Below are 22,410 nucleotides of genomic sequence, written 5' to 3' on the forward strand. Positions count from 1 at the left end.
ACTTTCATCAGGACCTTGCCGGATTGGTTGTTCTCTGCGTCTCTGCGTCTCTGCGGGAGATCTTTTTTCCCTGTGTGCTTTGTGTCCTCTCTATATTATAAGCTTGGCTTATGTAAGTGCCATTCCACCTAACATCCTTTCCGGTAGCTCTTGTTCGATTACTATCGGAAGATCACGGAGCAAAGCGATAAATCGTGCACTGTCCGCCAAGCTCAGGCGCTTCTTACGTTCAGCCACTAACAACACATTGCCAACTTCCAAAGCCCAAATTGATGGCACGAAGGCGGTAGATACCTCCAGTTGATCCAAAATGACCTCAGCATATCGATTCACCTCGTCCTCGAAGCACCAGGTCATGATAATGGAGTTATCAATAACAAAATTCTCGTTCATCTTAACGCCTTCCACATATCTTTAACGCCTTCCCTCTTCGATCATTTCCCGAAGGGAAAATCCTTTAAGATGATGTTGGCGACGAAATTTGCGCAGTTCAGCAATGGCCTTTTTAGGTTCTGCCTTTCGCAGTGGTTCAGGAGGCAGCAATACCGCTACCGGTACACCATGTTTCGTAATGGTAATGCGCTCTCCTTTGAGCACCTGTTCAAGTAATTCAGGAAGATGAGTCTTGGCTTCATATGCACCGACTGTTTTCATAAGTCACTCCATAAGCTGGTTTAGACTATTTGTAACTACTCAGGCACAAAGGGGCAAAGGCACAGAGGCACAAAGTTACCTTTGGTTATTCGATGCTCAACTGCCCGATTACCGTGCTCAATATACATGGTATCTTCTTTTCCCCCTTTGTGCCTTTGCTCCTCTGTGCCTGAGTAGTTACGACTATTTTAATAATACTATGTCGATCCGTCAAGCCGGAAAGTCCTGGGCAGCGATTCTGCCATTATACACTTATCCCGCATTCTTATCCCTCCCCCCTTATGACCTTGAGCAATACCTCGTTAAGCTCCTTCATTTCAAAGGGCTTGGCAACGACGCCCTTGAACCCGTACTGCTGATATTCCGATATTACCGGATCATTGAAATAACCGCTTGAAACAACCGCTTTCACGTCAGGATCGAGCTGCCGGAGTTTTTGCATGGCTTCCCGGCCCCCCATGCCTCCAGGAACAGTTAAATCCAGAATAACGGCATCGAAGCCCTGGCCTGCCTCTTTATGTTTTTTATAAAGCTCGACCGCCTCGGCACCATCCTGGGCAGATTCTACCTGGTATCCAAGATGAGTCAATATTCGCTCGGTCATCTTTCTGATCTGCACTTGATCATCCATAATCAAAACATTACCCTTGCCTGCAAGGGGCTTTTCCCTTTTGACTCCCTGCTGAACAGGGGTTTCTCTTTCCGAAGCGGGCAGATAGAAGGTGAAGGTGGTTCCAATGCCAGGGGTAGACTCCACCGTGATGTGCCCTTCATGCTTTTTGACAATGGAATAGGTAATCGCCAGGCCAAGCCCGCTCCCCTTCTCCTTGGTCGTAAAGAATGGGTCGAATATTTTCTGCACATGCTCTTGTGGGATTCCCCCTCCCTGATCTCTCATTGATATTTTTACATATCTTCCACTTTTCAGGAATCCGTTATCCTTTGACTCAAGGGTGACATTCTCAGCATGCACCGTAATTGTTCCGCCTTCAGGCATAGCCTGATTGGCATTGATCATGATATTATTGATAACCTGGCTTATCTGGCCTTCATCGGCTTCGACACACCAAAGATCATCCGCTATGAATAATTCACATTTGACCTGAGAACCGCTCAAGGCAAGCATCTGCGCCTCCTGGAATAATTTTGTCAGAGCAATGCTCTTCTTGATTGGCTTGCCCCCCTTTGAGAAGGTAAGTAACTGCTGAGTTAATCGCTTGGCCTGTTTTGATGCCTTTTTTACCTCTTCTACTATTTCACCGATGTCTTTTCCCGTCAGCGCATTCAGCTCAATGAGAGAAACATTGCCTATGATAGCGGTCAGTAAGTTATTGAAGTCGTGAGCAATACCTCCAGCAAGAATCCCCAGGGACTCCAGCTTCTGAATTTTTTGCATCTCCTCTTCCATTTTCTTCCGCTCGGTAATGTCACGGACCAGGGCGAGAATGAGCTTGCGCCCATGATATTCAAGAGAACTCAACTTTATCTCAACAGGGTACGTTGATCCGTCCTTACGCCGGTGAACGCCGGAAAATGTTACCGGGATTTTCTCGATCGCTTGTAAAATCGAAGGTATTTTCTCACGGTCATAATTCATCTCAAAATCTGCAACCGTCATATTCAAAAGCTCTGTACGGGTATATCCCAAACTGTCACAGACCCGTTGATTTGCGTTGATGATCCTGCCCTTTGTATCATGCACAAAAACCATGTCAGGGGCCTGTTCAATCAGCGCTTGCATGAAACGCTCCTGGTCAACAAGGTTCTTTACCAAATGAGCATTCTCTATTGAAACAGCCGCCTGGACTGCAAAAGACTTCATGAGATTCAGTGCTTCCTGGCTAAAAATTCCACCCGCCAGCGAATTATCCAGATAAATCATACCCAGGCACTTGCCTTGTGCTCTCAAAGGGATGCAGAGTGCCTCCTTAATTCCATAATTTCTCAGTTCCCGCGATATCCCCTCTCCCTGCCCGTCGCAGTGACCCTGCGGCTCTGGCAGAGCGGATCCTTCCTGAGCGGCGATTACCGCTTCCTGACTTTTTTCAACAGCGTGGATCATCTCAAGGCTTATTCGGTAGCTGTCATACGCAAAGCTCTGCTCGACAATATCTTTTTTCATCCCCCGGACCACCGCGGGCCGTAAACGATTATCTTCCCTGCCGTAAAGAAACAATGCTCCTCTTTCCGCACCGGTTGCCTTGAGAGCGTAATCCATTACCCTGTCCAGTAATTCTTCCAGGTTAAAAATAGAACCTACAGCCTCGGTCATTGACAGGAGAGATTCCAGGTAACGCTTTTGGGTGAGGGTTTCACAGGATTCCAGGTCTTTTTCCGCTCTCCCTGTCCCATCAAGTAATTTATTGGTCCACGCCAGATCACCCTGTGCATCCGTCCGGATGAATAATTCCCTGGCTTCAAGAAGATATTCATACGCCCTGGAATCCCTGGAGTTATCCTGAAGCAGAAGCGAAGCCTCCTGGAGAAGTATATGCCCGAGGCGATAGGTATCTTCAGTATGCTCTCGTAAAAATTTTATCCCCTTTTCCCAGAGTTTCTTCGCCTTTTCCTTGTTCCCGCTCAACCAATAATACGTTCCATTAACTTGACAGGCCCATCCGAAAATATACGGGAACCTTTTCCCCCACCGCATCGATTGCCTGCAATACCAGGCACCTTTGGGGAGGCATTTCTTTCTTTCCTCAATCGATAAGGCCGGAGTATATAAGATCTTTCTCAGGTAAACCTCTGCTCCCATCGTGAACATATCCAAAAAATAGCATCCCGTATGGTAGCGGAAATAATAATCCCTCGATTTTTCTATGGCATCTATGGCCTTGTCATGTTCCTCTCTTCTTGAATAAGCGAAAGCCAATACCGATAAGGCAAATCCTGCCACAAAGTGATCTGCGGTTTTCTCCAGCAGCTCTATTGATTTTTGCAGATCATCGATGATTTGATCATCTACCTTCCCAAGACGGGAGAATACTCTTCCCTTCGTAACCAAAGCCCAGCCGAGGGCCTGCATAACTTTGGCTTCCTGCATGGCCCTTACAAACTCTTCATTATCCCGGATATTCTCCTGGAAGCTTCTTCCGAGGAGACAATTATGGTGATCTCTGAAAAAGTAACCCATCCCCAGTTCCCAGTATTCACCCAGCTTTTTCAGCAAATCGATCGATTCCTGTGCATATTCGCGGGCTTCTCCCGGTCTATTTGATATAAATAAAGGCATACTGAAATAGCAGTAGCCCCGTCCCTCCTGGATCCTGTCACCTATCCTTCTGGCCATCTCTATTCCTAACCTTCCATCCCTGAAGGCGCGGGATAGCCAGGGGAATATGGTTAATGTGAAAGCAGGGGGCCCGGTTACATAAAGGTGGGCTAATTCTGTGCAGGGACCTATCTTCTTCTCGGTAAAATTGAGTGCTTTTATATAGAAGTAAAACATCCTGTCCATATCCGAGAAGTAGTAAATATAGGCCAATCTCATAAAAATACGCGAGATGATTAAGTTTTTCTGATCATTGCAGTAATTTCTCCGGATAAAAACCTTGGGGAACCAGGTGTGCGCCATCTGGATAAGAAATTCCCCTGCCAGCCCCGCCATTACCCCGGCCTGGGTTCGAGGAACACTGAGGTTCAACATCTTCAAAGCACTCACCAGTGACTCTATCGCTTCCTCTACCTCTCCCTTTTCCCATAACGTATTCCCGATCTTATAGAGCAACTGGGCGCGATGCAGTTTATCCGATGCGGGTACAAGGACTTCACAGATTCTCAGTGCTTCCAGCGATTCAGTAAACCTCCCGGTGAGCCGGTAAATTTCGCCAAGGCTCTCCAGTATTTCCGCATATTGAGGAGTTTTCGTTTTACCTTGTTTCTCAAGTATTCTTCTTGCGGTTGTATAAAGCTCTACGGCCTGATTATGAGCATACGATGCCCTGGCCTTATGCCCAGCTTGTATCGAATATGGCAAGGCCCTGTCCTCTATCTTTGCCTGGGTAAAATGATAGGCCAATGCGTACAGGAAAGACTCACTGTCTTTACTTTCCCTCTCAAAATACTCCCCTATGAGCCGGTGAACAGGAATCCTGTCCTCCTCTTTCAACCTCTGATAAAATGCCTCCCGTATTCGGTCATGGACAAAACAGATATTCTCTCTCCTGCTGATATCTCCCATCACCAACTGTCTCTTGATCCCCTCCTCTATGGCTGACAAGAGTACTTCTGGTGCCTGATGAGAGATTCTCATCAGGATTTCAAATTGTATCTCTCTTCCCATTACCGCGGCATACGAGAGAATTTCCCGGTTTTCGGCCGATAGCTCCTGTGTTCGTTTGAGCACTACCTCGACAACGCTCTCAGGCGTGATGGCCTTTATGCCTCGCGATGCATCATAGGAATAATGATTATCCTTCCGGTAGACTATTCCCTCTTCAACCAAATAGTGCAGTGTTTCAACGAGAAAGAAGGGGTTCCCCCGGGATTTTTGATATATGTCATCAGCCAGGGGGGAAATGGTGTCTTCGTCCTCGGTCAGTATTTGTGAGATGATCTTCCTGGTATCTTCAATTCCAAGGTTTTCCAGGTGAATCTCGGAAGGGGGTGTTCCACCTATTTCGAGTTTCTCCACTGTTTGCCGCAAAGGATGGCTCTCTCCTAACTCGGTGTCCCTGAAGCCCCCTATGATCAGGAGTGGATAAGAGCCTGCTTTTTCAGCGATTCTTCCGAAAAGCTCGATGCTCCCTTCATCCGCCCACTGTAAGTCATCGAAAAAAAGTATCACCGGAATTTCCGGAGTTCCCAGGTTTACGATGAAGTTAGTCACCGTGATCAGGAACCTGGTTCGCTCTTTCTCCGTTTCAAGCTCTGCCAGTCTGCCTGATTCGCCTGTCAACTCGGTCATTTCCGGGGCTATTTTTACTATTTCACCTGCCAGGTCTCCTAAAGTATCTTTGATTCTTTTTCTTAAGACCTCCTGTTCTTCACTGCATCTGCGCTTGAGCTTCTCAAGATAGGCTCTGATTATTTCGCTGAAGATTTTATACGGGGTCTGGAATTCAAATTGATTACACTTGCCTCCGGCAAATATTCCCCTGATACTCTGGACATGGCCAGCCGCCTCATCCACCAGCTTGCTCTTGCCTACTCCTGCTTCTCCATAAACGAGAATCAGTGCTCCTTTTGACTCTCTGGTATTCTCGATACAGACTTTGAGCTGATGAAGCTCTTTTTCTCTGCCAAAAAGCCGGGTGGAATAGGTGATTTCCCGGACACGATCCTGAAGAGCAATGGGAAAATCTATCCTTCCCCCCTGTTTCCGGTAAGCTTTGTATTTATCCAAATCAGCAATCAGGCCGGAAAGACTTTGATATCTGTCTTGTGGCTCTTTAGCGATTAACCGCAGGATGATGCGATCGAGCACCTCCGGAACAGCCTTATTGATTGTGCCTGGAGGCTCAGGCCGTTGAGCGATATGCTGGTAGACTAAAGCCGAAACATCCTGGGCTTTGTAGGGGAGCTCGCCGGTGACAAGCCGGTAGAATAATATTCCAATCGAGTAAATGTCTGTCCGCTCATCGATCGGCCTTCGCAAAATACCGCTGGCTTCAGGAGACAGATACCCAAAGATCGTCTGTATTGTGCCTGCTCCTGCTACCAGGGTCAGATCCAGAAGCGAGCTGTAGCCAAAATTGGTTACCTTAACGTATGGTATGGTATCCGTTGCAGCATCAGGCGGCTCTCCATCCTGAAAAACCTGCGAAGATACCAGGATATTGTCCGGGTTGATTCTCCCGTGAATAGTACCTTTTTGATGACAAAGACTTAAGCATGAGGAAAGCTGAAGGATCATCTCTACCGCCCGGTCGACTGCTATCGGTTGAGCGAGATATTGTGAAAGAGGCTGCCCAGGGAAATTTTCCGTTACGGTATAGTATCTCCCTTCGAATTCTCCGACGGCATATATTTTCAGGAGGTTCCTATGGTCTGCTTTTGAAATCGTCTCCAATCTCCTCTTAAAATGGAGCTGCGAAGCGAGGGGTAACTTTTTAACCTCTTCCTTGAATATATGTATTATGACCCGGCGGTCACTTTTCTGGTCAATAGCTGTATAGTCCTCAGCCAGAGAGCTGGAGCCTATGTGTTCCCGTATCTTATAGCGGGAGGCGATTACCCTGTTTATCATGCCATTGCCAAAAGTGTTCATATCCTGACCCCTGGTGTCTGTCACTTTTCATTACTGCCTTGGGTCTGTGAGTATTCAAAAAGTATGCTTATTCCTGATAAAATGTTACTTCTATTATACCATAAGTCAAATCAATCAGTTAACGATTAATATCATAATATGCAGTCAATCTCGAAAAGAGCTGTATGCCCTATAATGCGTCACTCTCAGGCCGAATGGCACCTACAGAATGAATTGGATGGCTATCCTTATTCCTCTGGGAGCAATGCCATACTGCGAACGGGTGAATATTAAACTTTTTATTCAGGAGTCAGGGGTCAGGAACCAGAAGTCAGAATTAGGCTATCACCTTCTCATGGACTTTAAGGATGTACATGCGGCCACTTTCCTTGCGCATGGCTCAATGCAGCAGCCGCTTTTGAGAAAGCCGGGCTTAACTGAATAACAAGCCCCGGAGGGACTGGCCGCGGATTTATCGCGAACCTGTACTTAGGTAAGTGCCATTCAATAAGTGCCATTCAACTTAAATCCCCTCTACTCCGCAGGGAGCCCTGCCATATGGCAGGGCTCCCTGCGGAGCTCTGATAGCCGATATTTTTTAACTGACCACTGTCTTTACTGACCAGTGGCCACTTCTCTACATCCCATCGCACAGCGGCCCGGTGCACCATGTTCCATCGAACACTGACCTGCGGCCACTCGCCCCTGGCCATAGAGACTGGATTCGGTCCGGCCACACCACAAACTGGATGGTATCGGTACCGAAAAAGGTGCATTCCGTGCCTTTGTACCGGAAGGAGCCTGTCACCTCGAATTGGGTATCGAGCGGCAGCGTTTTGATATCGGCTCTCTGGAACTCGCAGACAGCCCTTTGTTCTGAGGGCTGGTAGTTGATGCCAAGATGCGGAGCTCCATCAGCTACTGCATCATACACGGTCGAGGTATCGTATGGCGGGGGAAGGGTCAGGGAGACGGTAAATGTGCCGGGAAAGGCCCGGAGAATTTCAGGTTTGATGGTAATCTGATTTCCGCTCAGTTTGAGGGCCACCTCAAAATTTACCGTTTCTTTCTTCACGTTGCCGCTCCTATCGGTGACTGTCAGAGTAACCGTATTTTCTCCGGCCAATTCTGCCAGGGGAAGGAGAATGGGTGAGCCTGCGGTAATATCGACTGGCTTATCCCTGTTGTTGGAAAGCTCCACCTTGACCGTCGGGGCAGGATCGCAGGTATCGCTTGCCGTGTAGTGTATTCTCATGACCTGGGTGGTGTCATAGGGAGGATTTTCGCCAAGGGTCAGGGTTGCCAGCGGGGTTGCGGTATCCTGGACAATCACCCTGAAGGTGCAGGTTCCGGTGTTGCCCGCAGAATCCGTGGCCCTCACTTTAACGGTTGTTGTCCCCGGGGAGAACTCGGTGCCTGATTCGGGATCACAGACTATTACCGGCTGGGGATCGGCATTGTCTGAGGCTGTAGCCGTAAAATACACTCTGGTCTTTGGGCCTGTGGCTGCAACGGTCATATCGGAAGGGCAGTTGACCTGGGGGGCTGTGGTGTCCCCGACCGTCACCTGAAAAGAGCAGGTCCCGACATTCCCTGAAGCATCCGTGGCTGTCACCCTGACGGTCGTTGTTCCCGAAGGGAACTCGGTGCCTGGCCTGGGGGCGTAGGTTATCACCGGATTACGGTCCGCGTTATCCGTGGCCGTGGCCGTGAAATATACTCTGGCCCCACCATTGCCGGTGCTGGCCGCAACGGTCATGTTGGCCGGACAGGTTATTACCGGAGGGGTCGTGTCCTTTACCACTACGATGAAGGTGCATTCACTGGAATTGCCCGCCGAGTCAACAGCCGTCACCCTGACCGGCGTCGATCCTGCCGGAAATTCAGAGCCTGGTCTGTGGTCGTAGGATATTATCGGACTGTCATCCGCATTGTCGGTGGCCGTAGCGGTGAAATTCACCCTGGTTGTACCTCCTGTGGCCGGGGCCACAATCTGATCAGGGCAGGTGATTCTGGGAGGCTCGGTATCCCTGACAGTGACCTGAAAGGTGCACTCATCGTAATTGCCCGAACCGTCGTTGACCTTTACCCTGACCCTGGTCGTTCCTACAGGGAATTCTGATCCCGGCTCATGGTCATAGACTATCCTCGGAGCCGGGTCCACATCGTCGATGGCCCTGGCGGTAAAATCCACCCTGGTTCTGCTGCCGGTGGCTGAAACGACCTTATCGGACGGGCACAGGGCCCTCGGAGGATCCTCATCCCTGACTGTGACATGGAAGGTGCACTCATCGCCATTACCTGAAGCGTCAGTGGCCTTCACCGTGACCGGAGTCGTTCCCAGGAAAAATTCAGAGCCGGGCACATGGTCATAGACAATGGTCAGTCTCGAGTCCACAGCGTCAGTGGCCCTGGCGGAAAAATCGACCCTGGTCTTCCATCCGGTGGCTGGAACTGTCATATCTTCCGGACAGGTGACCAGCGGGGAACCGGAGTCCCGTACGTTCACGCTCATATAACTGGTACTGGAGTTGCCCGCTGCATCAGTGGCCGTTATCTTGACCGTGGTTATGCCGGGGGGAAATTCAGAGCCGGATTCATGGTCACAGACTATTTTCGGATTTTGATCCACGTTATCCGTAGCCGTGACCGTAAAATTCACTCTGGTCAGCGGACCTGAAGCGATGGCATCTACCGTGGACGGACAGTTGATCACCGGCGGCCTGGTGTCTTTTACTTCAACTTCAAATGAGCAGTCGCTGGAATTACCCGCTGCGTCAGTGGCCGTTACCTTGACTTGCCGTGTTCCCACAGGAAATTCGGAACCGGACTCAGGATTACAGACTATTTTCGGATTTGTATCCACATTGTCCGTGGCCGTGATGGTATAACTCACTCTGGTCATACTGTCCTCTGCCGGAATGACCAGATTACGGGAGCACTGGATCACCGGCGGGGTGGTATCCCGTACGGTTACCCGAAAGGAGCAGGTGCTGGAGTTACCCGAATCGTCGGTGGCCGTCACCCTGACATCGGTGTCACCCAGAGGGAATTCAGAGCCGGGCTCATGGTCACAGAGCACATTTGGGTCCTGATCCACGATATCACTGGCTGTGGCCGTGAAATATACCCTGGTCTTCTCCCCCAGGGCTGAAACGGTCATATCACCCGGACAGGTGATCCGGGGCGCTTCTGTATCCTTCACCTGCACCGTGAAAGAGCAGGTACTGGACTTGCCTGCCGAGTCGGTTGCCGTCACCGTAACCGGGGTTGTGCCCAGGGGGAATTCCGATCCCGGCTCAGGATCATAGGCTATCAGCGGCATGGGACCGCTGGTATCAGGGACTGGAGCCGAATAATACACCCTGGTCTTTGAGCCTGTGGCTGAAACGGTCATATCGGATGGGCAGGTGATTGCAGGAGGCTTATCCGTGACCGTTACCGTAAAGGTGTAGGTACTGATGATGTTGCCCGATGCATCTTTGACTGTCACCGTAACCGGGGTTGTGCCCACGGGAAATTCGAATCCCGGCGCAGGATCATAGGTTATCAGCGGCATGGGGCCGCCGGTGTCAGGGACTGTGACCGAATAATACACCCTGGTCTTTGAGCCTGTAGCTGAAACGGTCATATCGGATGGGAAGGTGATTGCAGAAGGCTTATCTATGACCGTTACCGTAAAGGTGCAGGTACTGATGATGCTGCCCGATGCATCTTTGACCGTCACCTTGACCGGCGTTGTACCCACGGGAAATTCTGATCCCGGCTCATGATCGTAGGTGATTATTATGGATGCAGGGTCTACGCAGTTTGCAGCCGTAGCCTGATAGTTTACTCTGGTCATTTTGCCGGTAGCGGAAACGGTTATATCAGAGGGGCAGATTACCGGACTCAAGAGGCTGCCTGCAGTCACCTTAAAGGAGCAGGGGCTCGAATTGCCTGATGCGTCCGTGGCCACTACCCTGACCGTGGTTGTTTTCCCGGCAGGAAATTCAGAGCCTGGCGCAGGATCGTAGGTTATCTTGGGGTTGGGGTCTACCGTGTCAATGGCCGTGGCCACAAAATTAACCCTGGTCATACAGCCTGTGGCCGGAACAATCTGATCGGGCGGACAGGAAACAACGGGCGGATCGGTATCCTTGACTATTACCGAAAAATCGCAGGTGCTGGAATTACCCGAAGCATCTGTGGCTGTAACCTTGACCATAGTCTTTCCAACAGGAAATTCAGAACCCGGATTGTGATCATAGACGATCATCGGCTGAGGATCTATATCATCGGAGGCAGTGGCGGTAAATGACACTTTGGTCATTCTGCCGGTGGCTGCAACAGTCAGCTCCCCTGGACAGGTCAGTCGGGGCGGTTCGGTATCCTTTCGGTCATCGGCGAAGGCATAAACCATGCCGCTTAAATCCACGGCATACACCCTGCCTCCGGCGGCAATGGCCGGTGAGGAATCAACGCGGCTGCCAGCCTTGTAGCTCCACTTCAGGCTGCCGTCCCGGGAGTCGAGAGCATAGATATGGCTGTCCAGGCTGCCGATATAGATTGTTCCATCCGCACCGAGGGCCGGTGAGGAGTAGATTCCTCCGCCGGTCTGATAGCTCCACTTCAGGCTGCCGTCATGGGTATTCAGGGCATAGATCCGTCCATCCAGGCTGCCGATATACAGCCCGCCGTCAGCGCCAAGGGCCGGGGAGGAATAGACCCCGCCGTCGGTCTGATACTTCCATTTCAGGCTGCCGTCATAGGTGTTCAGAGCGTAGATACTGCCGTCCAGACTGCCGATATAAACCGCACCGTCGGCACCAAGGGCCGGGGAAGAGTAGATGCGCTCTCCGGTCTGGTAACTCCATTGCTGGCTCCCATCCTGGGAAGAAAAGGCGTAGATCCTTCCATCCCCGCTTCCAACATACACCAGGCCGTCAGACCCTATGGCCGGGGAAGAATAAATCCCGCCGCCGGTTTTTGCGCTCCATTTCAGACTGCCGTCAGGTTTGAGCGCATATACCTTACTGTCGAGCCCTGCAATGTAGACCGTGCCATCGAGCCCGACAGCCGGAGAGGAATAAATCCAATTGCCGGTCTGATAACTCCACTTCAGAGTGCCATTCCAGGATTTGAGCGCATACACCACTCCGTCAAGACCTGCGGCATAGAGGGTGCCATCGGCGGTAATGGCAGGCGTTGACCTGATCCGGCCCCCGGCCTGGTAGCTCCATTTCACACCGTGTCCCGCAGGATCAAGGGCATAAATTTTGGAGTCATAGCTTCCGATATAGATTGTGCCATCCATACCGGTGACCGGCGATGCGTAAACTTCCCCTCCGACCTGGTATTTCCATTTCAGGGTGCTGGTTTGCGGACCGATCGAGGAGCTCTGGCCGGTATGCAGGGCATTGAGCCTCCAGCATGGCCAACTGCTGTCCGCCACCCCTTCCTCCGGAAAACCGAAGGCATAGATCCAGCCATCCAGACCGCCGAAGCAGACTGTGCCGTCAGCGCCGATCGCCGGTTGGGAATAGACCCCGCCCTCGGTTTTGTAGCTCCACTTCAGGCTGCCATCCTGGGCTTTCAGGGCATAGATCCGGCTGTCCAGGCTGCCGATGTAGACCGTGCCATCCGATCCTATGGCAGGTGAGGATCCGATTCCGGCCCCGGTTTTATAGCTCCATTTCTGACGCCCGTCAATGGAATTGAGGGCATAGATCCGGCCATCCAGACTGCCCACATAGATCGTGCCGTCATTGCCGATTGCCGGTGATCCGTAAATGTCATCAGCGGTCTGGAAATTCCACTTCGGCTGGCCGTTCTGAGGTTTCAGGGCATAGATCCGGCCATCCAGGCTGCCCACATAGATTGTGCCGTCCGACCCGACAGCGGGGGAGGAATGAATCCAGTACCCTGTTTTATAACTCCACTTCAGGCTGCCGTCCCGGGCGTTCAGGGCATAGACCTGCCCATCGAGACTGCCGATATAGATTGTGCTGCCGTCCGGCCCGACAGCGGGGGAGCAGTAAATATCATCCCCGGTCCTGAAGCTCCACTTCAGACTGCCATCCTGGGTCAAGGCGTAAAGGGAATTATCCAGGCTGCCGACATAGATTGTGCCGTCCGGCCCGACAGTCGGCGAGGAATAAATTTCATCAGCGGTCTGATAGCTCCACTTCAGGCTGCCATTCTGGGTCAAGGCATAGAGCCGGCCATCGAGACTGCCGACGTACAGCGTTCCATCCTGGCCAAGGGCGGGTGAGGAGTTTATGCTGTCTCCGGTTTCATAACTCCACTTCAGGCTGCCATTCTGAGACCGAAGGGCGCATATCTGTCCGTTATCGCTGCCGGCATAAACCGTGCCGTCAGCCCCTATGGCCGGTGAGGAGTAAATCCTCCCCCCCGCTGACCATTTCCACTTCAGGGCATTGGTTTGAGCCCCCAGAAACGGGCTCTGGCCGGTATGTCTTGAATCATGCCCCTGGCAGGGCCAGGCATGCATGGCCACACCTCCCGGCTGAGCATCGGCAGCCCAGGCGTGGTGCACAGTCAGATAATATACCCCTCCTGCCAGCAGAACCACGAGAAAACACAAGATCAATTGCAAAGGAATAGAGCCCGGTCCACTTCTTTGAATGAAAAAAGACACTTTCTTCATAACCTCCCCCCTCCTGGCTGTGATTATCCTGAGAAAAGTGGTCAGTGGCCAGTGGCCAGTGATCAGTTTTTTCCTGACAACTGAAAATTGGTACCGGACAGCTTCTTTATTCAAGATGAATAGTCCCTGACCACCCTGGCCGGGTTGCCACCGGCAATTACCAGAGATGGTACGCTTTTCATCACCACGCTTCCAGCCGCTATGACACTTCCGCAGCCAATATGAGTGCCCGGCAGGATGATGCAATTGGCCCCAATCCAGACATTATCTTCGATGACAATAGGCCTGGGACTGCCGGTTGTATGGATCCTGTTTTCAACCTGAGAGAAAGAAAGATCATGTCCGCTGGAATCAAATATCTGAGTATTGGCTGCTATCAGGCAACCCTGGCCGATACTGATCCTGCGGTGGGCATGAATGCATGTCCCGTGAATTCTCGTGTTTTTTCCGATGCTGATTTCAGCCCCCGGCCTGTCAGCGAAGAGTTTTACCGGAGAATGAAGATTAATGTGGTATCCCCTGTTCCGCGAATTGAGCGTGACATCCTTCCCGATGGTTATCGATGCACCCCGGCTGATATCGATAAGGGGGAAACCTCTCACTATCACTCTCCCCTCCATGTGCAGTCCCTTCTTACGGGCTATGCAGGCCGGGTATATGCACTCGCAAAGAATCTCGTCCCAGACCAGCCGGGGATGCATAAAGGAAAATTTCAATTGCCGGATAAGGTCCACACCCTGCCGTATCAGCCAAAGGGAAGTCCTCTCTCTGCCTGTCCCCAGATACAGCTCGGTATTTTCCCTCACCCTGAAGGATTCATCAGCCATGAGTGTAGTCCAAAGGTTCTACTCTATTATGAAATTCTATATGGTAATTTATTTTAAATTAATATATAGTTTACTTAACAGCAAAACCGGCGTACATATATCGGCAAAATTTATGATTCAAATGCATGATAGTTTGGGTCTGCCGATAAATTTATTGGTCAATACATCAGGCAGGCACAGAGAGGCAGGTACAAAAGCACACAGGTAACTACTCAAGTTGTTGAGGCTATGGAAATAATGAAAGCAATGCTATAAACGGCTTAGAACTGAACTTTTCATCAGGAGTCAGAAGTCAGAAGTCAGAAGTCAGGAGTCAGAAGAAAAGATAGCCTTTATTCTGGCTCCTGACTCCTGAATTCTCAACAAAAAGTAAAGTTTTAACCCCTTGGCAGTATAATATCTGCACCAAGACTTTCAAGTCGTCGTTATTCACGCGAAACAGGGAACCCTTCCGGCAGGGGGAATCCTTATCCTGACTTCTGGATTCCCGCTTCCAGCGGGTTGTATCCTGAAGAGCATGTCCTTTGTCTAATTTTTCCAAAGCCCGTGAAGATTACAAAAAGCCCTTGCCATCAAACCTTCGGCATTGACATTGACATGGCAGAACTCGGCAATCGGCTGCGTGCCAGGTTTGAGCCTTTTCTCCATGAAAACTTCACCCTCTTTGATAAGCTGGATCAACTCAATATAGTGTTTCTCTTCCATCGGATGGAGCACAGAGCCGACGGTAACTTTTATGCCCCCATCGATGGGTTCCAGCAGCGGGACATGTTTCTCTCTGCCTTCCTGCTCCGCGGTCTTTTCCTCGAAAAGACTCATCGGTTTTCCACAGCATACCAATTCTCCCCGTCCTGCATCGAGGACGGAAACAACATTTCCGCATATCAAACATTTGTATATCCCCTGGGATTTTGCCATCTGTCTGATCTCCTTTTTTAATCAATAACCCGCCTATAACCTGTCTTTTGAAAGCTGCAAATGATCGGTTTCCACTTCGACAAATGCTTCAAATATCTGTTTGACTCTCGGATTGGTGGATTCTGATGCAGAGCCTTGGTATAGAATTCGATTTGGTAACTAGAGTATTATATCCTGAAACTTTCTTAAGTCAATCCCTGAAAAATACCTGACATATTATCCCCCGTGTCAGGAGAAGCATTCACCTCTGATCCGCTTTCCTTTGCCCCCGGCTCAAAGCCTTCTCCGTTGTATTCCATGCTGATCCCGACACCTATCTCTTGGCCTTGTTTTTCAAGTTTTTCCCTTGCATTAATTCATTACTTATGCTACCTTAATGGAGGTATTAAATTAATGAAGCGGAAAGTGGGCAAAAAGCCCGCTTTTTGTTTTATATACCAATCTGGAGGCGCACAAATGGGTAGCGATTTGCTTAAAGTAATCCAACAGGTAGGAAGGGAAAAAAACATCAACCCCGAGGTGTTGATTGAGGCGGTGGAGTCTGCCTTGCTGCTCGCTTCCAAGAAGAGGTTTGGGTCCACCGATAATCTGGCCTTTCACCTTAACCGGGAAACCGGTGAGGTTGAATTATTCAGTGTCCGAAAGGTGGCAGAGGAAATCAAGGACCGGGAGAAGGAGATACTGCTGGAGGAAGCACGCAGGTTTGAAGCCCAGGCCAAAACAGGTGATACCATTGAAGTACAGATGGAAATCGAAGATTTTGGCCGGATTGCTGCCCAGACCGCCAAGCACGTTATCATTCAGAAAGTTCGCGAGGCAGAAAGAGAAAATGTTTACAATGACTTCAAGGACCGGAAGGGTGAATTGATCAACGGTATCATTCTCAGGCATGAGAAAGGCAATGCGATTGTCGATCTGGGCAAGACCGAAGTTGCCATACCTCCCAAAGAGCAGATTCCGGGGGAAAACTTCAGGACAGGGGACCGGATACGGGCCTATATTGCCGATGTGTATAAGACTACCAAGGGGCCGCAGATTACCCTGTCACGGACGCATGCCGGATTTGTGGTTAAATTATTCGAGGTTGAGGTGCCCGAGATCTATGAAGGCATTGTCAGTATTATGGCCGCGGTACGGGAGCCGGGCGAGCGCACCAAAATCGCGGTCCATTCCAAGGACAAGGATGTGGACCCGGTGGGTGCCTGCGTCGGTGTGCGCGGCTCACGGGTGCAGTCCATCGTCAGAGAGCTGCGCGGTGAGAAGATCGATATTATCCGGTGGTCCGAGGACCCTCTCACCTTTGTAGCCAATGCCCTGAGCCCGGCTGAAATCCTTCATGCGGATTTTGATCCGAAAAGCAAATCGGTCAAGATCGTGGTTTCGGACCAGCACCTGTCGCTGGCTATCGGCAAACGGGGACAAAATGCCCGTTTAGCCTCGAAGCTGACCGGGTGGAAAATCGATATCAACAGTGAATCCGAAGTGAAAGAACAAAAAATGCGGTTGAACAAGAAGCGTGAGCAGGTCATCAAGCACCTGTCCAATCTTCCTGATATGAGCATAGAAGTGGCTGAAAGAATCATTAACCGGGGAATCAACTCCCTGGAGGATGTGGCCTCCCTGTCGGTTGAGGAATTAGCCTCGATTTCCGGTGTGGGGGAGGTCATGGCCCGGAACATTATCCAGAGTGCATCGGAAAAACTCAAGAGACAAGATACGGGAGGTGATATAATTTGAAAAAAGTTCGTGTTCATGAAATCGCTAAAAAGTTGGGTATGTCAAGCAAGGAGCTGGTAGCGGAGGTTCAGGATCTGGGAGTGGAAATCAAAAGCTATATGAGTACCGTAGATGAGGATACGGCTAAGCTGATTCTGGAGATGCTCACCCCGGCTAAAGAAGACATCGCTGGAAAGGGAGTCAAAAAATCAGAGGGTCAAAATCAAAATAAAACAGGTCAGGATAAAGTAAAGACATCTCCCGATTTCGAGGCTGAAGAGCTTCTGCAGGAAGAGCCGGTTTCGGTGGAGGATGAAAAGGCCGACGAGGTCAAAGAGGCGGAACTCCCCGCAAAGATACAACTTACGGAAGCGGTTACGGTTAAAGAGCTGGCTGAAAAAATGGGTAAAAAGCCCAATGAAGTAATCAAAAAGCTTATCCAGCTCGGAGTTATGGCTTCCATCAACCAGATTCTGGATGTCAGTATTGCCATGTCGGTAGTTGAGAGCTTCGGTTTTCAGGTCAGTATGGTTTCCCTTGAAGGGAAGGAAGATCTGGATATGACCGAAAATGATCCCGCCCTGCTCGTTCATCGCCCTCCGGTGGTAACGGTCATGGGCCATGTCGATCATGGGAAAACCAAGCTCCTGGACGCTATCCGAAAGACGAACGTGGCTTCCAGCGAGCACGGAGGTATCACCCAGCATATCGGTGCCTACAAGGTGAGGTTGAAGGGTGGAGACGTGACGTTTCTGGACACCCCTGGTCATGAAGCCTTTACGGCCATGCGTGCCCGCGGAGCACAGGTAACAGACGTTGTTGTCCTGGTAGTCGCGGCGGATGACGGTGTTATGCCGCAAACCATCGAAGCCATTAACCACGCACGGGCTGCCGGGGTGCCGATCGTGGTCGCTATCAATAAAATAGACAAGCCGGAAGCTAATCCGGAGCGGGTTAAAAATGACCTTGCCAAGCTGGACCTATTGCCTGAAGAGTGGGGCGGAAAGACTATCGTTGTGGAAGTGTCGGCCAAAGCCGGGATCGGCATTGACAATCTTCTGGAAATGATGCTCCTGGAGTCCGAAATGCTTGAGCTGAAGGCCAATCCCAACCGGACGGCCACGGGAACCATCATCGAAGCCAAGCTGCATAAGGGGCGAGGGCCGGTGGCTACCGTCCTGGTCCAGAACGGGACCCTGCGGGTCGGTGATCCCTTCGTGACCGGCCTGTACTACGGCAAGGTGCGTGCCCTGATTAATGACAAGGGGGAAAATGTCAAGGAGGCGCCCCCTTCTACCCCGGTGGAAATCCTGGGTATCTCAGGGGTTCCCCAGGTAGGGGATTCGTTCATTGTCGTCAGCGATGAGCGCAAGGCCCGTCTGATCAGCACTATTCGCCTTGAAAAACAAAGAACCGAGGGCTTGCGCAAAACAGCCAAAGTAACCCTCGAAGACCTCTACGACCGGATCAAAAAAGGAGAGGTCAAGGAGCTGAAAGTAATTTTGAAGGCAGATGTGCAGGGCTCCGTGCAGGCCATCACCGATTCCCTGGAGCGGCTCAGCACGCCGGAAGTCAGCCTGAAGGTCATTCACGGTTCGGTGGGAGCCATCACGGAAAGCGATATCATGCTCGCATCCTCTTCGGATGCCATTATCCTTGGCTTCAATGTCCGGCCTGAACCGAAAGCCTCAACCCTGGCAGAAAAGGAAAAGGTGGATATCCGCAACTATACGATCATCTACGACCTGTTGAAAGATGTGCGGTCCGCCATGAAAGGGATGCTCGAGCCTACCTACAAAGAGATCATCCTTGGCCGGGCCGAAGTGCGGCAGGTATTTAATATCCCCAAGATCGGGGCCATTGGCGGGGCCTATGTCACGGAGGGGAAAATCCTCAAAGGATCAAAACTGCGCCTCCTGCGGGACAACATTGTCATTTATGAGGGGAAAATCTCTTCCCTCCGGCGGTTTAAAGACGATGCCCGCGAGGTCCAGACCGGCTACGAGTGCGGAATCGGACTGGAGAATTACAGCGACCTCAAGCCCGGAGATATTATCGAAGACTACGAATTACAGGAGATGGAGGTTAAGCTGTAAGCAGGTACAGACTGCGGCACCTCTTCTTTCTCCCCTGCTTAGCCGCTCCTCCCCCGTGTTCGTCCATGCTTCTTGCTTGACAAAAATCCCGAAGAATGGTAAAAAGATATCTGTAGAATGATTTTTTCCTGGAAACCCGATAGAATAATTCCCCGTATCTGAACTGCCGAAGTGGCGGAATTGGCAGACGCGCTAGATTCAGGGTCTAGTGAGGCTTAGCCTTGTGGGGGTTCGAGTCCCCCCTTCGGCATCCTTAAGTCAACGTTTTGGTCAACATTTTCCAAATATGCCTCCAATTTTTCAATCGCGATTTTCAAGTCGTAGAGGTTCCATATATTGTCAGCAGGGAATGAAAATGAAGAAGAATGTTAATTATCCTTATGTTCAGTCAATTTTACATTGCCATGAATCAATATGGTGAGGGAATTCTCCCTGGTTCTGGCCAGGCCATAATCGAAAGAGAGGTTAATCAGGCGGCTGTCCATGAGATGAATTCTGATGGTCCCCTTCTTGACCTTGGTAATGAGCGGAGCATGATGAGCATAGATGCCGATCTCTCCGTCAGAGGTTGGCATTACGACATGGTCCACCTGCTGATCAAATATGGTTTTATCAGGGGTAATGACTCTGAGCTGTAAGGATTGATGCTTCTCTCCTTCCATCGCCGTTCTCCTCTCTCCTGTTTTGAAATGCCTGCCCTTACAAAGAGGCACAAGGTTCTCATTCAGTTTTTTCTCTGTGCTCCTCTGTGCCCCAGTGTCTCAGTGGTGTCCTTATATATTTTATCGGGATTATGGAAACTGCCTGACCTCCTGTTCAACGCCTCTATCCTTCCCCCTGCAGGGTCTTGGCCTTTTGCATGGCTTCTTCAATGTCGCCGACCATATAAAAAGCCTGGTCCGGGATATGGTCACACCGGCCGGACAAAAGTTCCTTGAAGCTCTCGATGGTATCCTGCAGCTTGACATACCTGCCCGGCTGGCCGGTAAAGGACTCAGCCACGAAAAAGGGCTGTGAAAGGAATTTTTCAATTTTACGGGCCCGGCGGACAATGACTTTATCTTCTTCCGACAGCTCATCCATGCCGAGAATGGCGATAATGTCCTGGAGATCTTTATACCGCTGGAGAATCCGCTGGATCTCACGAGCGGTCTCGTAGTGCTCCTGCCCTACCACATCAGGGGCCAGAACGCGGGAGTAGGATTCGAGAGGGTCTACAGCCGGATAAATGCCCTTCTCAGCGATTTTGCGGGAGAGGACCGTGGTCGCATCAAGGTGTGAGAAGGTTGTAGCCGGAGCAGGGTCAGTAATATCGTCAGCCGGTACGTAAACGGCCTGAATACTGGTGATCGAGCCGAATTTGGTTGAAGTAATGCGCTCTTGCAATTCACCCATTTCCGTAGCCAGAGTAGGCTGGTATCCTGCTGCCGAGGGCATGCGGCTCAGGAGGGCCGACACCTCAGATCCTGCCTGAGAGAAGCGGAAGATATTGTCGATAAAAAGCAAAACGTCCACATGGTGGTGATCCCGGAAATATTCGGCCACGGTTACGGCAGAAAGTCCGACCCGAAGTCTCGCTCCCGGCGGCTCGTTCATCTGGCCATAGACCAGAACGGTCTTGCCAAGAACTCCGGCCTGCTTCATTTCCAGCCACAGATCGGTCCCTTCCCTGGTTCTTTCACCGACCCCGGCAAAAACCGAGTAGCCGCCGTGAACCCTGGCAATATTATTGATCAGCTCCATGATAACCACGGTCTTGCCCACTCCCGCGCCGCCGAACAGTCCGGTTTTTCCTCCCTTGACGTAGGGCTCCAGAAGATCTACCACCTTGATGCCGGTTTCAAATATTTCCAGCTTCGGTTCCACATCCACAAACTGAGGGGGTTCATGGTGAATAGGCTTTCGCTCCTTGATGGTGATCTTCTCCCCGTCATCCATGAAGTCTCCCTTCAGGTTGAATACCCGCCCAAGGGTGCTCTCACCTACCGGCATCATGATCGGGTTGCCGGTATCCACGACATTCATACCACGGGCGACTCCGTCAGTGGACCCAAGAGAAATCGCCCGGACCATTGCTCCCCCGATATGCTGCTGGACCTCGGCGGTCAAAGAAGATTTCCGGCCCTCGATCTCGACTTCGATCTCCAGGGCATTGTAAATCTCAGGCAGATCCCCTGACGGGAATTCCACATCCATGGTTGACCCAATAACCTGAACCACTTTTCCAATGTTCATGATCTCCCCCACCTAGTATACCTGAGAATTCAGGAGTCAGAAGTCAGAAGTCAGAATAAAGGCTGTCTTTTCTCCTGACTTCTGACTTCTGGATTCTGACTCCTGACTAAAAGTTCAATAACCACCCGTTCATAGTATATTTAATCCCGCTGAAGAGCTAAGACCGTGCCCATCATTTCATTGACTTCCTTGGTGATCTTGGCCTGACGGAGCGTATGGTACATGCTGCGCAGCTCTTCGATCTTGTCCTGGGCTGCGTCCGTGGCCTGTTTCATGGCCAGCCGGCGGGCAATCTGTTCACAGACCATACTCTCCAGCAATGCCTTGTATATCCGATTGATAATCACCTCCGGCAGCATGGCCTCCATAAGCTCCGGAACGCTTGGATGACACATGACGGGGCTGACCTTCAGGGGTTTCTGTCCCTGGATCTTCTTTAATATTCCTTTCCACGGCGACAGGTGCTCGGCCACTACCCGGTAGGTGGCGCTGGCCACGTAGTGAGTATAAACCAGGTAGAGGTCGTCAATTTTACCAAGGTGAATATCCTGCATCAGCCGGTGGCCGAAGTCCACGATTTGCGCGTATGTAAACCGGTCGCTCACATTGGCCAGGGAGTGCTCGACCGGAAGGTTGCGGCGGTTTACCTGCTGGGCCGCTTTCTTGCCCGCGGTATAGTAGCGCAGCTTGATCTTCGCCTCCCGCAGCCTGCCCTCCAGCTTTTCCAGCTCATGGCTTAAAGCCACATTAAAACCGGCGCACAGCCCCTGATTGGAAGCGATAAAGACAACTCCCGCGGTTTGAATGGTTTTCCGTCCGCTTACGGTACATAATTCAGGGCTGATGCCCTCTCCCAGGGCTGAAAGAAAAAAATCCTCAGCCATATCAAGCAGCATGGCATTATACGCTTTGGCCGATTCCATCCGGTACATCATGCGGGTCATGCGGACCGTGGCGATTTTCTCCATGGTCATGGTGATTTTGCTGATGCTGATGGAAGCCTCGATTCTCTTTCTGATATCCCGTAAATTTGGCATGGTGAGTTACTCTTCGCCCTCCACAAGGAGCTTTCCCGTTTTTTTCCGGTCAGAATGTTACAAGCAGCCATAAGTTCGTTTGCTTTTC

12 protein-coding genes and 1 tRNA gene are annotated in these 22,410 nt (G+C 50.9%); 4 read left to right on the plus strand and 9 right to left on the minus strand.

Annotation, left to right across the window (positions count from 1 at the left end; translation table 11 throughout):
- Positions 1-108: 108 nt before the first annotated feature.
- The 3 genes from AB1611_10280 to AB1611_10290 all read right to left on the minus strand — a co-directional run bounded on the left by AB1611_10280 (position 109) and on the right by AB1611_10290 (position 6,865).
- Positions 109-393, minus strand: coding sequence for a type II toxin-antitoxin system VapC family toxin (locus tag AB1611_10280; GenBank protein MEW6379979.1), 285 nt, complete (start codon positions 391-393; stop codon positions 109-111).
- A gap of 21 nt (positions 394-414) precedes the next feature.
- Positions 415-654, minus strand: coding sequence for a type II toxin-antitoxin system prevent-host-death family antitoxin (locus tag AB1611_10285; GenBank protein ID MEW6379980.1), 240 nt, complete (start codon positions 652-654; stop codon positions 415-417).
- A gap of 265 nt (positions 655-919) precedes the next feature.
- Positions 920-6,865, minus strand: a complete 5,946-nt coding sequence (locus AB1611_10290) for an AAA family ATPase (GenBank protein ID MEW6379981.1) — start codon at positions 6,863-6,865, stop codon at positions 920-922.
- A 217-nt stretch (positions 6,866-7,082) separates the two neighbouring features.
- Between AB1611_10290 and AB1611_10295 the strand changes: the two genes are divergently transcribed.
- Positions 7,083-7,289 (plus strand): hypothetical protein, encoded by a 207-nt coding sequence (locus AB1611_10295; protein ID MEW6379982.1) that lies wholly within the window; start codon positions 7,083-7,085, stop codon positions 7,287-7,289.
- A gap of 192 nt (positions 7,290-7,481) precedes the next feature.
- On the opposite strand, the gene AB1611_10300 is transcribed toward AB1611_10295, so the two are convergent.
- The 3 genes from AB1611_10300 to AB1611_10310 all read right to left on the minus strand — a co-directional run bounded on the left by AB1611_10300 (position 7,482) and on the right by AB1611_10310 (position 15,238).
- Entirely contained in the window at positions 7,482-13,493 is a 6,012-nt protein-coding gene (locus AB1611_10300; protein ID MEW6379983.1) for an HYR domain-containing protein, read from the minus strand.
- Between the two features lie 110 nt (positions 13,494-13,603).
- Complete coding sequence (locus AB1611_10305) at positions 13,604-14,320, minus strand: acyltransferase (GenBank protein ID MEW6379984.1); 717 nt, start codon at positions 14,318-14,320, stop codon at positions 13,604-13,606.
- Between the two features lie 528 nt (positions 14,321-14,848).
- A complete protein-coding gene (locus AB1611_10310; protein ID MEW6379985.1) occupies positions 14,849-15,238 on the minus strand; it encodes a desulfoferrodoxin in 390 nt (129 codons plus the stop codon).
- A gap of 456 nt (positions 15,239-15,694) precedes the next feature.
- On the opposite strand from AB1611_10310, the gene nusA reads away from it, so the two are divergent.
- From nusA to AB1611_10325, 3 genes are all read left to right on the plus strand, one after another.
- Positions 15,695-16,975 carry a transcription termination factor NusA gene (gene nusA, locus AB1611_10315; GenBank protein ID MEW6379986.1) on the plus strand — a complete coding sequence of 427 codons (1,281 nt, stop codon included), beginning with the start codon at positions 15,695-15,697 and terminating at the stop codon, positions 16,973-16,975.
- A complete protein-coding gene (infB, locus tag AB1611_10320; GenBank protein MEW6379987.1) occupies positions 16,972-19,050 on the plus strand; it encodes a translation initiation factor IF-2 in 2,079 nt (692 codons plus the stop codon). The genes nusA and infB overlap by 4 nt, the downstream gene beginning before the upstream one ends.
- A 165-nt stretch (positions 19,051-19,215) precedes the next feature.
- A tRNA-Leu gene (locus AB1611_10325) sits at positions 19,216-19,300 on the plus strand.
- 118 nt (positions 19,301-19,418) lie between these two features.
- Here AB1611_10325 and atpC read toward each other — a convergent pair.
- The 3 genes from atpC to AB1611_10340 all read right to left on the minus strand — a co-directional run bounded on the left by atpC (position 19,419) and on the right by AB1611_10340 (position 22,322).
- Positions 19,419-19,712, minus strand: a complete 294-nt coding sequence (gene atpC, locus AB1611_10330; protein ID MEW6379988.1) for an ATP synthase F1 subunit epsilon — start codon at positions 19,710-19,712, stop codon at positions 19,419-19,421.
- 163 nt (positions 19,713-19,875) lie between these two features.
- Positions 19,876-21,285: a F0F1 ATP synthase subunit beta gene (gene atpD, locus AB1611_10335; protein ID MEW6379989.1), complete on the minus strand. Its 1,410-nt coding sequence runs from the start codon at positions 21,283-21,285 to the stop codon at positions 19,876-19,878.
- A 140-nt stretch (positions 21,286-21,425) separates the two neighbouring features.
- Entirely contained in the window at positions 21,426-22,322 is an 897-nt protein-coding gene (locus AB1611_10340) for a FoF1 ATP synthase subunit gamma (GenBank protein ID MEW6379990.1), read from the minus strand.
- Positions 22,323-22,410 lie beyond the last annotated feature (88 nt).

It is taken from the genome of bacterium, from assembly GCA_040755755.1.
Classification (GTDB): Bacteria; SZUA-182; SZUA-182; order DTGQ01; family DTGQ01; genus DTGQ01.